The sequence below is a fragment of the Pseudomonas fluorescens genome (assembly GCF_902497745.1).
GTDB classification, from domain to species: Bacteria; Pseudomonadota; Gammaproteobacteria; order Pseudomonadales; family Pseudomonadaceae; genus Aquipseudomonas; species Aquipseudomonas fluorescens_BM.
Genome location: NZ_CABVHJ010000014.1, coordinates 158798 through 172898 on the forward strand (window position 1 = coordinate 158798; position 14101 = coordinate 172898).

Annotated in this window: 14 protein-coding genes; 4 read left to right on the top strand and 10 right to left on the bottom strand. The window is 56.6% G+C overall.

Annotated elements, in window-relative coordinates; all coding sequences use genetic code 11:
- Positions 1 to 25: 25 nt before the first annotated feature.
- The gene (locus F8N44_RS21495; RefSeq protein WP_150651713.1) at positions 26 to 2149 is read right to left on the bottom strand and encodes a putative bifunctional diguanylate cyclase/phosphodiesterase; all 2124 of its coding nucleotides are present in this window, start codon (positions 2147 to 2149) and stop codon (positions 26 to 28) included.
- A 321-nt stretch (positions 2150 to 2470) separates the two neighbouring features.
- Here F8N44_RS21495 and F8N44_RS21500 point away from each other — a divergent pair, with 321 nt between their 5' ends.
- A complete protein-coding gene (locus F8N44_RS21500) occupies positions 2471 to 3139 on the top strand; it encodes a polysaccharide lyase family 7 protein (protein WP_150651714.1) in 669 nt (222 codons plus the stop codon).
- Between the two features lie 96 nt (positions 3140 to 3235).
- On the opposite strand, the gene F8N44_RS21505 is transcribed toward F8N44_RS21500, so the two are convergent.
- Positions 3236 to 3631: a hypothetical protein gene (locus F8N44_RS21505; RefSeq protein WP_150651715.1), complete on the bottom strand. Its 396-nt coding sequence runs from the start codon at positions 3629 to 3631 to the stop codon at positions 3236 to 3238.
- A gap of 701 nt (positions 3632 to 4332) precedes the next feature.
- Between F8N44_RS21505 and F8N44_RS21510 the strand changes: the two genes are divergently transcribed.
- From F8N44_RS21510 to F8N44_RS21520, 3 genes are all read left to right on the top strand, one after another.
- Positions 4333 to 4695, top strand: coding sequence for a DUF6124 family protein (locus F8N44_RS21510; RefSeq protein ID WP_034153614.1), 363 nt, complete (start codon positions 4333 to 4335; stop codon positions 4693 to 4695).
- Between the two features lie 101 nt (positions 4696 to 4796).
- Positions 4797 to 5048: a helix-turn-helix domain-containing protein gene (locus F8N44_RS21515; RefSeq protein ID WP_150651716.1), complete on the top strand. Its 252-nt coding sequence runs from the start codon at positions 4797 to 4799 to the stop codon at positions 5046 to 5048.
- Positions 5045 to 6244, top strand: a complete 1200-nt coding sequence (locus tag F8N44_RS21520; protein WP_150651717.1) for a type II toxin-antitoxin system HipA family toxin — start codon at positions 5045 to 5047, stop codon at positions 6242 to 6244. The genes F8N44_RS21515 and F8N44_RS21520 overlap by 4 nt, the downstream gene beginning before the upstream one ends.
- Positions 6245 to 6326: 82 nt before the next feature.
- Here F8N44_RS21520 and F8N44_RS21525 read toward each other — a convergent pair whose 3' ends face one another.
- The 8 genes from F8N44_RS21525 to tkt form a co-directional block, all read right to left on the bottom strand.
- Positions 6327 to 7601: a type II toxin-antitoxin system HipA family toxin gene (locus F8N44_RS21525; RefSeq protein WP_150651718.1), complete on the bottom strand. Its 1275-nt coding sequence runs from the start codon at positions 7599 to 7601 to the stop codon at positions 6327 to 6329.
- Complete coding sequence (locus F8N44_RS21530; RefSeq protein ID WP_224794806.1) at positions 7594 to 7884, bottom strand: helix-turn-helix transcriptional regulator; 291 nt, start codon at positions 7882 to 7884, stop codon at positions 7594 to 7596. Before F8N44_RS21530 ends, F8N44_RS21525 begins: the two co-directional genes overlap by 8 nt.
- Positions 7885 to 8004: 120 nt before the next feature.
- A complete protein-coding gene (gene fba / locus F8N44_RS21535; RefSeq protein ID WP_008081027.1) occupies positions 8005 to 9069 on the bottom strand; it encodes a class II fructose-bisphosphate aldolase in 1065 nt (354 codons plus the stop codon).
- A gap of 252 nt (positions 9070 to 9321) precedes the next feature.
- Positions 9322 to 9654, bottom strand: a complete 333-nt coding sequence (locus F8N44_RS21540) for an MliC family protein (protein WP_150651719.1) — start codon at positions 9652 to 9654, stop codon at positions 9322 to 9324.
- 57 nt (positions 9655 to 9711) lie between these two features.
- Entirely contained in the window at positions 9712 to 9933 is a 222-nt protein-coding gene (locus tag F8N44_RS21545; protein WP_007913756.1) for a hypothetical protein, read from the bottom strand.
- A gap of 34 nt (positions 9934 to 9967) precedes the next feature.
- Entirely contained in the window at positions 9968 to 11131 is a 1164-nt protein-coding gene (locus tag F8N44_RS21550) for a phosphoglycerate kinase (RefSeq protein WP_064119175.1), read from the bottom strand.
- Between the two features lie 12 nt (positions 11132 to 11143).
- Positions 11144 to 12196 (bottom strand): erythrose-4-phosphate dehydrogenase, encoded by a 1053-nt coding sequence (epd, locus tag F8N44_RS21555; protein WP_150651720.1) that lies wholly within the window; start codon positions 12194 to 12196, stop codon positions 11144 to 11146.
- A 150-nt stretch (positions 12197 to 12346) separates the two neighbouring features.
- Positions 12347 to 14101, bottom strand: a 1755-nt coding sequence (gene tkt, locus F8N44_RS21560) for a transketolase (RefSeq protein WP_150651721.1), incomplete at its 5' end; no start/stop codon positions are given.

Genomic DNA, 14101 nt, shown 5'->3' on the forward strand with positions numbered 1-14101 from the left:
AAAAAGGTGCGCCAGTGTAGCGAATTCAACCGGGCAGCGCGCTCCAGTCAAACGGTTCGGCGAAGCTCGCGGCGTCCTCGGCGATCAATGGCCGCGCCACGAGGAAGCCTTGCACGTACTCGCAGCCGTGGGCTTGCAGCCATTGGTATTGCTCGATGGTTTCAACGCCCTCGGCGATCACCAGCAAACCGTACTGTTTGCACAAACTGATCACCGTACTGACCAATGAGGCGTCGCGCTTGGAGTCCGGCAATCGCGCAATGAGATGGCGATCAAGCTTTAGGGTATCGAGTTCCAGATCACGCAGATGCGCCAGCGAACACGGCCCGGAGCCAAAATCATCCAGCGCCACGCGCACACCGAGATTGCGCAGCAAACGCAGTTGTTTGCGAGTTTCATCGGGGTTTTGCATCAGCGCTTCTTCGGTGACCTCGACTTCCAGTTGCCGAGGCTGCAAGGCATGTCGCTCCATGACTTGCCGCAACTCTGTGACCAGATTCGGCAGACTGAACTGGGTGTTGCTCAAACTCACGCCAAGCACCAGATCTTCGGCAAACAGGGTTTCCCAGGCTTTGCGCTGGCCGGCGCCACGATGATAGATCCAGCTGCCGAGGCGACTGATCAGCCGCGCTTCTTCCAGCAGCGGCAGGAATAATCCCGGCGGCACATCGCCGACACTTGGATGCTGCCAGCGCAGCAAGGCTTCAAAGCCGCGAATCTGGCCAGTGTCGATGGCCACTTGCGGCTGATACACCAAGTTGAAATCGCGATTCTCGATGGCGGCACGCACGCTCTCCTCGAGCATCAGCCGCGAGCGCGCCCGGCCATTCATTTCATGATCGTAGAAACGATATTGCTGACGCCCGGCGCGCTTGGCTTCGTACATGGCGATGTCCGATGCGCGCAGCAATCCGTCGAGGTTGGAGCCGCAGTCAGGATAAGTGGCGACGCCGATGCTGGCGCCCAGCACGATGTCCAACCCTTCGATCTGCTGACAGATCGATACCCGCTCGATGAGTTTCTCGGCAATCTTCGCCGCTTGCTCGGGAAACTCCAGATCCAGCAGCGCGGTAAATTCATCGCCGCCCATGCGTGCAAGAATGTCGAACGGCCGCAGACAGGCTTTCAATTGCTCGGAGACCCAGCGCAGTACGCGATCGCCAGCATCGTGGCCTAGCGAATCGTTGACCCGTTTGAAGCCGTCGAGGTCCAGATACAGCAACACCCAACTGCTATCACTGCGCTCACCACGCAGCAGCAGGTTTTCAACGGTCTGGTAAAAGCCGCGACGGTTGAGCAAACCGGTCAGTGGATCGGTGACCGCTTGAAATTCGAGTTGCTGGTGCAAGTGCCGCACCACCGACATGTCCAGCACGGTGACCACCATCGCATGCTGTTCGGCGGGCAACGCCGCACAGGACAGCGCCACCGGCACTTGCTGGCCGGGCGCGGTGCGCAGCAAGGCGTCGTGCAGTCTTAATGTTTCGCCACGCTTGTAGCTGGCATAAAACTCGGAATCGGCCCACAGCGGAATGTGCGGCTTCTGAAGAAAATCGAGAAACTCCTTACCTTCCAGCTCCTTCACCGGCGCATTCAGCAAGCGTGAAATCGCTGGGTTGGCAAAGCGGATCAAGCCGTCCTCACCCACCACCAATATTCCCTCGGCAGCGTTATCCAGCACCGAAGCATTAAAAGCGCGCGCCACTTCCAGGTCATGACTCAGGCGCTGCAACGCGCGGCGATTGCGCTGGTGTTCCAGCAACGCCTGCACCTTGGGCTTGAGTATCTGCGGGTCAAATGGTTTGAAAAGGTAATCCACCGCACCACTGGCATAGCCCTTGATCACGGCGTCCTGGGATTGCTCGTTGGCGGTCAGAAAGATGATCGGCGTCAGGCGAGTGCGCTGGCTGCCACGCATCAGACGCGCCACTTCAAAGCCGTCCATGCCCGGCATCTGCACATCCAGCAGCACCAGGTCGACGTCGTGCGAGAGCAGAATATTGAGCGCTTCGAATCCGGAGGCTGCGGTGAGGACGTGCCAATCCTGGCGCTGCAGCAACGCGCGCATGCTGATCAGATTTTCAGGGTAATCATCAACGATCAAAAGGACAGAGCTGCCTTCACCTGGCGGGGGTTGCGCGCATTCCATGCTGCTTCTCTTGTCGGGACTTTTGGTCGGTTGCCGGTAAAAACCGCACACATACTGAGCCTTCACTCTAGTACTGGATCCAAGAAAGCAGAAGCTGTCATCAGGCCATCATTTAACCAAAGCGTGAATTTGCCGACTAACGGTCACCGCTGAAGCCCCCGGAAACCGGCAGAGATGGCATTTCGACAGGATGTTGACGTCAATCATCTGCCAAACGGGCGTTAACAAATTTTCCCTCTACGCTTATAAAGGCCGCCCCAAAACGTGCGGGCTAGAGCTTCTGGCACGTACGTGCAGTGAAACTTGAGTGGAAGAACCGACATGATCGATCTCGCAACCTGGAACCTCAGCGTTCCCGTTGGCAGCCCGCCATACACCGTCGAAACCTCCAAACTGGTGAACGGCTTCAAAGATCAGTACTTCCATTCCGACACCGGCACCTTGTTCTTCTGGTCACCGGTTACCGGGTCAAAAACCGAAAACGCCATCTACCCCCGCACCGAACTGCGCGAAACCTTCAGCAACGGCACCTTGCGCAACTGGTATTACCCGGACGCCGACAACCTGCTGCGCGCGACCCTCACGGTGAACAAAGTGCCCAGCTCCGGCAAGATCGTCATCGGCCAGATTCATGCTTATGAAAGCCAGAAGCCGATGGTCAAGCTCGAGTACCAATACAAAACCAAAACCGAGACCGGCAACCTGGTGATCAAGGTGCGCATGCACCCGGATGACGACGAAAGCCGCGTCATCACCCTCGCCACCGGAATCAAACTGGATCGCGAATTCAACTACCTCATCCACTTGAGTCCTGGCGGTGCGTTGGGTGTGAGTGCGGCGGGTTATCAGTGGGATTCACAGATCAGCGCAACGTGGCGCAACAAGCCGTTGTACTTCAAGGCTGGGGTTTATGTGCAGGACAACACGGGGTACACCAGTGAAGGTGGGCAGGTAACGTTCAGTAAACTGGATATTGATCACGATACATAAATCTCCTAGTTCGCACTAATAGGTGATAAAACCGATAAAGCGGCAGACTAAATGAGTCTGCCGTACGGCATCAGACCAATGTCAGCTGCGGTTTTCTTAGAACTCAAAATCACCTTTTACTTCAAAGACCCCTTCCTCAGAGAGATTAAAGACTCCTTTGGGACGGTCCCCGCCTCGGGTCAAACGAAAAGTACCACTAGCATTTTTATCACCGCTCACCCAATCAAATTCTAAATGAGCCCAAATCGGGCCATGATCATTTCCCTCTAGTTTGTATTCCTCACCAACGACAAGACCTCTTTTAAATTTAACCCCCATATAATATTCATGACCTTCAAAAGTCCTATACTTTGGATTAAGATAAAAAAATTCTTCATCAGCGTACAAAACTTCATTATTGAGTTTGAGCGAATGAGAACCATACTCTGGATGTTTGTAAGTGATATTCAGGTCACCCGCAACTTGTTTATCAACTTCCAATTCGATTTTCATTTCTTCGCCCTACAAAATAAGTGAGTTCAAAGCTTAATGTTCCGACTGGCCCGGCACACCTGCCATATCTGACAGGTTTTTATGTCAATTAGAAATATATTCAATACTTTTAATACCCAAAGTCTCCGCAGACCTACTATTGCCCGCCAGCTCACTGCGCTCATTCAAGTGCAGAAAAACCGTTTTACGGTGGAATATTCGTTCAGTTGAAACGCTCGGTGCTGGGTTGACCTGTTCTCCAAAACCTTTACTGAAAGTCACAGAACCCAACTGTGGGAGCTGCCGAAGGCTGCGATATTTTGACTTTGTCTGTTCAAGATCAAAGATCGCAGCCTTCGGCAGCTCCTACATTTAAACGCGGTTGTTTAGATCGGTCTGCGGTTACTTCCGGATGCCTACAACAGCTTGCGTCGTTGCCTACGGGTACGCCAGAATCCGCCGGCTTGTGCGCCTGGCGGGCCATCGGTAACTTGATTCGCGTCACTGATTTCCAGTGATCGGGTTTAGTAGCCTGTGGTGTTTTTCAGTTATGTGCAAAGCGCATCCGTCGGTCATTGCTGTCCGACTTGATGGTGGCTGTGTGCAGGGCGCTTCGGCGCGCCGGTCAATGCTGAATACTCCCCGGTCTACTAACCTGCGCACAGCTGCCACCCTTCTTTTAGTAGAGAAGACGAAGCGGCTCCATCAGGAGTTTTCAGCTAATGATCAAATCAACGCCACACCCGCCAGAAACAGATCCCGCATCCCCCTACGAATCCCTCGATTCCAAAAAACTCAACGACGCCGCCGAACGCGCCCTCGACCATTACCTCAAACCGTCAGCCTTCATCATGGCCAGCACGCATAAACCCGAACCCATGTACCTCGCCAACCCGAAGTACAACACCGAATCCCTGCTGGCCAACGCCAGCGAAACCCTGGGTTCAGCCAGCGAAATGCTCAACAACTTCGCCGCCATGCTCGACACCTCACACCGCAAGACCGCGCTAGGCATCGCGCAGGTGGTCATGCTCGGCGAACTGGCAGTGAATCAGGCACTGGATCATGTCGAGCTAAAGGAATAACCGACCACAAAAAAACCCGCCTTATGGCGGGTTTCTTAGGTCAAATGGATTAAATGTTCTGCATACGCTACATTGACATCAAAATGTTACGGTAGCGCAACATGGATTACTCTCTTTTAATTACCCGTCTCGGCAATCAATTACGCGAAAAACGTATAAATCGTGGCCTGACTCAGGCGCAGCTTGCCGATCTCGCGGGACTGACGCGATACAAAGTCATCGCGGTGGAGAAAGGCACCCTTTCTGTCGGCATGATCGCTTACGCGCGCGTCTTGGCTGCTCTGGACTGCGAGCTCTCGGTGGTTCCAGCAACGATGCCAACCCTTGAAGAGCTTGGAGATTTATTCGAATGAAAATGGCCTCTCTTCAAGTCAGCACCCCTGAAGGTAATAGCGGCAGACTTTTCAGCGATGCCGATGATTTCACTTTCCGTTATCACGAAGATGCATCGCCACAAATGGCGATCAGCCTCTCGATGCCTGTGCGACATGACGAATTTCGTCGGCGCGAGCTGCACCCTGTTTTTCAGATGAACCTGCCAGAAGGCTATGTATTGGAGCAGTTGCGCAACCGCTTGGCCAAGACTGTGAACGTCGACCCAATGCTGCTACTGGCGCTTTCCGGCAGTACATCGCCCATTGGCAGGGTTCACGTACGCTCTGAAACCGTTGATGCACTGTTGCAGGCGCAAGAATTTCCGGGAGAAAAACTCGAAGAGATTCTCACGTGGGACGGTACGGAAGATATCTTCGCCGACATGCTTGATCGCTACATCCTGCGGGCGGGCATTTCAGGTGTTCAACCCAAGTTGCTGGTGCCGGAGCGGCAAGAAATAGAATTGCCGAGAGTGACATCCAAAACCTCGGATCTGATCATCAAGAGTGGCAGAGACGAATTTCCGGGCCTGGCGATCAACGAATTCCTTTGCATATCCATGGCGAAAGAGGCGGGTATTCCAGTTCCACCGTTTTACCTTTCCGACAACGCCAAACTGTTTGTCATGCGCCGCTTTGACCGCGATGAACAGCTCAACCCGATTGGTTTTGAAGACATGGCAGTGCTGATGGGGCTATCGGCTAACCAGAAATACAGCAAGAGTTATGCGGCAATCGCCAAGGCTGTTCGAGTGTTTTGCCCGGCGAAACACTTGCGTACGTCGCTTGATCAACTCTTCGATAGCGTTGCCCTGAGTTGCATCGTCGGAAACGGCGACGCTCATTTGAAAAATTTCGGACTGCTCTATTCAGAACCGACGCAACGCGATGCACATCTGGCGCCGGCTTACGACATCGTCAACACCACGGCCTATATTCCAGAAGATGTTCTGGCATTGGATCTGGCGGGCAACAAGTCAATGTTCGCTTCCCGACAAGGGCTCCTGGAATTTGCTCACACCTGTGAAATCGACCACCCCAAAGAGCGCATTCAGCATCTGCTTGCCTCGGTTGAAGCGGTGCTCAAGCGCTATCCTCAGTATCGTGAACAGGCGCCTCACGTGGTCAACGCCATTGAGCACGCGGCAGCGCCATTTTCTCTGACTTTTGGATAACTTCGTTACCTTGAGAAATCCCGCCCACAAAAAACCCGCCTCGCGGCAGGTTCTTGAATAGCAGCACAGCGCTAAAGCGTGACTAAACTTTGCTATCGCCCAATACAGGCTTACGCTTCAATCCCGACCCAACCGAGTCATTCAAGGCAACTGTACGCCCGGCATCCCATTCGCGTTGCATCCCTACAAACAATTCAGCATCCACTCGCGACCGATGAGCAGTCAGTGCCTGACTCATTGCCTCAGCTATCCGATCGATGATCAATGCCGGCCTATCCACCGCGCAGTGTTTGCGACCGAACTCAATCAGTTGCTGGCGATCCGGGTAGTCTTTGGTTTTATTCATTTTGATTGCCAGGGTACGGTCAACCAGTGACCGCCCGGACTTCGGGTTGTAGTTTTCATAGACCGTGGTGGTCGTAACATCGTATATCGGTGCCAACTGCACAGTCTCCGGAGCTGCAGGTTGCGTGTATATCACGCCGAAGTTCTTCAAATGCGCATCGCCATTGCGCACCATCACCGATAGACAGACAGACGAAAAGTATCGCTCCAGCTCCCGTATCGGATCGGCATGGCGACATACCTGGCGGATGACGGCCGCGAGGGTTTCATAGCTCTGCGAATACTTGTAATTGTCGTGAGGATCTTTGTTCAGACCCAACAGTACCGCCATGTCTTCGAAGCCGAGTCGGCCGGACGACGCCAGGTCAAACCGCTCCATGACAAACAGCTCACCGCTCTCGGAAAGCCAGAACGGTGGCGTTTCCAAACCTGCCAGCCGTGCCGCTTCCAGACACAAAAACTCGTTCTGGGCCAAGTGCTCATACTCCTCGGCTCCTGATTTGACGATAAGGTCGGAGCTGAGCATGGTTTTTCGTCTACCGGTGAGTTTGTCCAGGTCAGGCACTAGTACCTTGGGCTGCACTCCGGAAATACCCGACTCGAAGTAGGTTTCAACCAGAAAGTTGAATACGCCTTGGGAAGCATCAGCAGACAGAATGTCTTGCAAACCGACTTGGGCGCGCACAGGGCTAGTTGGCTCGGTCAGATTTTCATAGGTGAGGCGACCAATCTGATTGCCGCCAATGACCGAGAGCAGGCGCATTTCATCGACCTGCATATGCTTGGCCATCCGGCGCTTGATCTGATCGGCCAGAAAACCCTCCGGCACATTCATATCGAAGATCGGGTGCAGCACATTGCTCACCGCGGGCGTCGGGTCATAGGGCATGACCAACGAGACTTCCCGAGACGCTTCTGCCGTCTGGTAGGCAAACGAGAACTGCGAACCTTTGGATAGCTCGCCCGCGCAGCCTTGCGGCGTCATGACGTTGAGTCGTTTGACCTTATTCATCATGCTCTACCAGATCGGCGAGCGACTTGAGATCGATTCGGTTGTCGACAATTTCAAGCGCCATGCCCAACGCGGCAATCACCCGGAACACGGTATAAAAAGCGACGTTTTCACCGGCCTCAAGATCGATGATGGTCTTTCGACTGCATTTGGCCTTATGCGCCAGCATTAGCTGACTGTAGCCTTTGGCTTTTCGCAGCTGACGAATGCGTTCGGCGAAAATCGCAGGATTATTCAGGATCAAAATGTCACCCATAACGGACTTTAAGCCGATAAAAATCATTAAAGTTCACTATAGGTGACATTTCAAGTACGGATTTCCAAGTATCGCTACCAAAAATTTCACCCACAAAAAACCCGCCTCACCGGCGGGTTTCTTATCGAAGCAGTTTAACGCTCAGGCTTAGTTAACCTTAGCGTTCAACTCACCCTTCAGATAACGCTGGTACATCGCTTCCAGCGAGATCGGCTTGATCTTCGAAGCATTACCGGCAGTACCAAACGCCTCATAACGAGCGATACACACATCACGCATCGCAGTAACAGTCGCGCCGAAGAATTTACGTGGGTCGAATTCGCTCGGGTTAGTGGCCATCAGGCGACGCATCGCACCGGTGGATGCCAGGCGCAGGTCGGTGTCGATGTTGACCTTGCGCACGCCGTGCTTGATGCCTTCGACGATTTCTTCAACCGGCACGCCGTAGGTTTCTTTGATGTCGCCGCCGTACTGGTTGATGATCGCCAGCCACTCTTGTGGCACCGACGAGGAACCGTGCATCACCAGGTGGGTGTTCGGGATGCGCTTGTGGATTTCTTTGATACGGTCGATCGCCAGAACGTCACCGGTAGGTGGCTTGGTGAACTTGTAAGCGCCGTGGCTGGTGCCGATGGCGATTGCCAGGGCATCGACCTGAGTGCGTTTGACGAAGTCAGCGGCTTCTTCCGGGTCGGTCAGCATTTGGCTGTGATCCAGAACGCCTTCGGCGCCGATACCGTCTTCTTCACCGGCCATGCCGGTTTCCAGCGAACCCAGGCAGCCCAGCTCGCCTTCTACCGATACGCCACAGGCGTGCGCCATGGCCACGGTTTGTTGGGTAACGCGGACGTTGTAGTCGTAGTCGGTCGGGGTCTTGCCGTCTTCGCCCAGCGAGCCGTCCATCATTACCGAGCTGAAGCCCAGCTGGATCGAGCGCTGGCAGACGTCAGGGCTGGTGCCGTGGTCCTGGTGCATGCACACCGGGATGTGCGGGAATTCTTCGATCGCGGCGAGGATCAGGTGACGCAGGAATGGCGCGCCGGCGTATTTACGGGCGCCGGCCGAAGCCTGAACGATCACCGGGGAGTCAGTCTTGTCAGCGGCTTCCATGATGGCGCGCATCTGCTCAAGGTTGTTGACGTTGAAGGCTGGAACGCCGTAGCCGAACTCGGCTGCGTGGTCCAACATCTGGCGCATGCTGATAAGTGCCATTGTGTGTGTCTCTCCCGGTTGAGGGTCGTTAATCGTGCCAGCCTGCCGGAGCGGCGGCGGCTATTCAAGTGATTGCAGATCGGGGGTTGAGGCCCGGTCTGGTGATTCGATAAAGCAAAATCCTGAGAGCTACACAGAACCCCTGTGGGAGCGAGCCTGCTCGCGAAAGCAATCTTGCAGTCGCTGATGCAGTGCCTGTCAGACCGCTTTCGCGAGCAGGCTCGCTCCCACATTAGAACTGTGGTGTGTCAATTACTGCGCTTTGCAGCCGCGGCCGATCAGGTCATTGGTGGCGACCCAGTACACCAGGCCTTCCTCACCTTTGACGTGAAACGCCAGCATGCCGTCGCTGTACAGCGTGCCCGAGGCGCCCGGCTCTTCTTTCAGGCGATAGACCTGATCACCGCCACCCAGCCGAACGTCGACTTCCTTCTGGCCGGCGTCGGCGTAGCGCCACAGCACTTTGGCCTGGCTGTCGCAGGTCCAGGTGGTCCATTGATCCGCCGGGGCAGACGACTGAAACAGGTTCAACTGCGCGCAACCGCCCAACAATGCCAACGCCGCAATGGCGATCAAGCCTTTCATCCGTGTTCCTCGACTGACGGCACACGCCGCCAGCCCTGAGTTAAAGAGTCAGACCCGTCAAGGACAACCATGTTCCTTGGCCGGGGTTTGCGTCTCGTATTTGTCCAGACCGTCCGGCCCCGAGCGCTTGTTCAGCACCGGGTTGGTTTCGGCTTGCCAGTCGGCCTGATAACAGCCCTTCTGCGACTCGCTCGGCGCCGGCGTGGCCTCGGCCTTCGGATTACTCCCGCAGGCCGCCAGCGTACCGGTCAGCAACAACAGCGCTAACGACTTGACCATGAAAACACTCCTTTGCCTGGCCAAACGGGCGGCCTCAGGCCTTGGCCCGGCTTTCCAGGACTTCAACGGCTGGCAGCACTTTGCCCTCGACGAATTCGAGGAACGCGCCACCGCCGGTGGAAATGTAGGAGATTTGCTCAGCCACGCCATATTTATCGATCGCGGCCAGAGTATCGCCACCGCCAGCAATCGAGAATGCCGAGCTTTCAGCGATGGCTTGCGCCAGTACCTTGGTGCCGTTACCGAACTGGTCGAACTCGAACACGCCGACCGGACCGTTCCACAGAATGGTTTTCGACGATTTCAGCAGTTCGGCGAAGTTGGCGGCGGTCTGTGGGCCAATGTCCAGAATCATGTCGTCAGCAGCAACGTCAGCGATCAGCTTGACGGTCGCTTCAGCGCTCTCGGCGAATTCTTTGGCAACCACTACGTCAACCGGCAATGGCACGCTGACTTTGGCAGCGATGGCGCGCGCGGTGTCGAGCAGGTCCGGCTCGTACAGGGATTTGCCAACCGGGTGACCGGCCGCTGCGAGGAAGGTGTTGGCGATGCCGCCGCCGACGATCAGTTGATCGCAGATCTGGCTCAGGCTGTTCAGCACGTCGAGTTTGGTCGAGACCTTGGAGCCGGCAACAATCGCCGCCATTGGCTGAGCCGGTGCGCCGAGGGCTTTGCCCAGTGCATCCAGTTCAGCGGCCAACAGTGGGCCAGCGGCCGCGACTTTGGCGAACTTGGCCACGCCGTGGGTCGAACCCTCAGCGCGGTGTGCGGTGCCGAAGGCGTCCATCACGAACACGTCGCACAGGGCCGCGTATTGCTGGGCCAGTTCGTCAGCGTTCTTTTTCTCGCCTTTGTTGAAGCGCACGTTTTCGAACAGCACGATGTCGCCGGCCTTGACGTCAACGCCGCCCAGGTAATCAGCGACCAGTGGCACTTCGCGGCCCAAGGCCTTGCTCAGATAGTCAGCGACTGGCTTGAGGCTGTTCTCGGCGGAGAACTCGCCTTCGGTCGGACGGCCAAGGTGCGAGCAAACCATCACGGCCGCGCCTTTTTCCAGGGCCAGCTTGATGGTCGGCAGCGAAGCCAGGATACGCGCGTCGCTGGTGACAACACCGTCCTTGACTGGGACGTTGAGGTCTTCGCGGATCAATACGCGCTTACCTTGCAGATCGAGGTCGGACATCTTCAACACGGTCATGGGTCGCACTTCCTACGGTTTTTTTGAAGTTGCTGTTTGCAGATAGTGTTCTGCAACGTCCAGCATTCGGTTAGCAAAACCCCATTCGTTGTCGAACCAGGCCAGGATGTTCACCAGTTTTGGGCCGGAAACACGGGTCTGACTGGCATCGACGATGGCCGAATGTGGGTCATGGTTGAAATCACAGCTGGCGTGCGGCAACTCGGTATAGGCCAGCAGGCCTTTGAGCGGGCCATGGGTAGCGGCTTCGCGCAGGATCCGGTTGACCTCGTTGGCGTCAGTCGCGGTGGCAGTCTGCATCGTGATGTCGAGGCAGGACACGTTGACCGTCGGCACGCGTACGGCTTTGGCCTGAATTCGCCCGGCAAGTTCCGGCAGCAGGCGCTCGATACCGCGCGCCAGACCAGTGGACACCGGGATTACCGACTGGAACGCCGAACGGGTGCGGCGAAGGTCTTCGTGGTGATAGGCGTCGATCACTGGCTGATCGTTCATCGCCGAGTGAATCGTGGTAATCGACACGTAATCGAGGCCAATGGCCTTGTCGAGCAAGCGCAACAGCGGCACGCCGCAGTTGGTGGTGCAGGAGGCGTTGGACACCAGCAGTTCGTCGCCGGTCAGGCAATCCTGATTGACGCCGTAAACGATGGTGGCGTCGACATCCGCCTCGCTGGCCATTGGCTGCGAGAACAACACGCGTGGCGCGCCGGCGTCGAGAAAGCGCTGGCCGTCTTCACGGGTGTTATAGGCACCGGAACATTCGAGCACCAGATCGACGCCGAGTGACGCCCAATCGATGCCTTCGGGGGTGGCACTGCGCAGGACCTTCACGCAGTCGCCATTAATATGCAGACAGTCGCCTTCTACTCGCACCTCGCCCGGAAAGCGGCCGTGGGTGGAGTCGAAGCGTGTCAGGTATTCGATGCTGGCCATGTCCGCCAGATCGTTGATCGCGACAATTTCAAACCCGGCTTTCTCGCCTCGCTCAAACAACGCACGCAAGACGCAACGACCAATCCGGCCGTAGCCGTTGAGTGCAACTTTGAAGGGACGCGGTTGAGGCATGGGGTTCTCGATTACCGTGGTGAATCAGGCAGTGCGGTGTTGTCCGAACCAACGCTTTCGCGAGCAAGCTCGCTCCCACAGGGAAATGCATTCCAATGTGGGAGCGAGCTTGCTCGCGAAGGCGTCAGCTCAGGCGACATCTTTTCTGGATCAGTCTTCCAGCAGCTCTTCAGCCTGACCCAGGATGTTTTCCAGGGTGAAGCCGAACTCTTCGAACAGTGCCGAAGCCGGAGCCGATTCGCCGTAAGTGGTCATGCCGATCACGCGACCTTCCAGACCCACGTACTTGAACCAGAAGTCGGCGTGAGCCGCTTCGATCGCGATACGTGCGCTGACCTGCAACGGCAGCACGGCTTGCTTGTAGCCGGCGTCCTGAGCATCGAACACGCTGGTGCAAGGCATCGAAACCACGCGCACTTTGCGGCCCTGCTCGGTCAGCTTGTCGAAAGCCTGAACCGCCAGACCGACTTCCGAACCGGTGGCGATCAGGATCAGCTCAGGCTCGCCTGCGCAGTCCTTCAGCACGTAACCGCCACGGCTGATGTCGGCAATCTGGCCGGCATCGCGTTCCTGGTGCTGCAGGTTCTGACGCGAGAAGATCAGCGCCGATGGGCCGTCCTTGCGCTCCAGAGCGTTTTTCCAGGCCACGGCCGATTCAACGGCATCGGCTGGACGCCAGGTGTCGAGGTTCGGTGTGGTACGCAGGCTGGTCAGCTGCTCGATCGGCTGGTGCGTCGGGCCGTCTTCGCCCAGACCGATGGAGTCGTGGGTGTAGACGTGGATCACTTGCTTCTTCATCAGCGCGGACATGCGCACGGCGTTGCGCGCGTATTCCATGAACATCAGAAAGGTCGCGCCGTAAGGTACCAGGCCCCCGTGCAGGGTCACGCCGTTCATGATTGCGGTCATGCCGAATTCGCGCACGCCGTAGTACATGTAGTTGCCGCTGGCATCTTCAGCGCTGACGCCTTTGCAGCCTTTCCACAGGGTCAGGTTGGAACCGGCCAGGTCAGCGGAGCCGCCGAGCAGTTCCGGCAGCAGCGGGCCGAACGCGTTCAGGGTGTTCTGGCTGGCTTTGCGGCTGGCGATGGTTTCGCCTTTGGCCGCGACTTCAGCGATGTAAGCCGAGGCTTTTTCGGAGAAGTCGGCCGGCAGCTCACCGCTCAGGCGACGTACCAGTTCGTTGGCTTCAGTCGGGAACGCAGCGGAGTAAGCAGCGAAACGCTGATCCCACTCGGCTTCGGTTGCGCGACCTTTTTCCTTGGCATCCCACTCGGCATAGATATCGGCCGGGATTTCGAACGGACCGTGGTTCCAGTTCAGCGCCTGACGGGTCAGCGCGATTTCCGCGTCACCCAGTGGAGCGCCGTGGCAATCTTCTTTGCCCTGCTTGTTCGGCGAGCCGAAACCGATGGTGGTCTTGCAGCAGATCAGCGTCGGCAGCGGGCTCTTGCGCGCGGTTTCGATAGCAGTCTTGATCTCTTCCGGATCGTGACCGTCAACGTTGCGGATCACTTGCCAGTTGTAGGCTTCGAAACGCTTCGGGGTGTCATCAGTGAACCAGCCTTCGACTTCGCCGTCGATGGAGATGCCGTTGTCATCATAGAACGCGATCAGCTTGCCCAGACCCAGAGTGCCGGCCAGGGAAGCGACTTCGTGGGAAATGCCTTCCATCATGCAGCCATCACCCAGGAACACGTAGGTGTGGTGGTCGACGATGTCGTGGCCAGGACGGTTGAACTGCGCGCCCAGAACCTTTTCAGCCAGAGCGAAACCTACAGCGTTGGCCAGACCCTGACCCAGCGGGCCGGTGGTGGTTTCAACGCCCGGGGTGTAACCGAATTCCGGGTGGCCCGGGGTGCGGCTGTGCAGTTGACGGAACTGCTTGAGGTCTTCGATCGACAG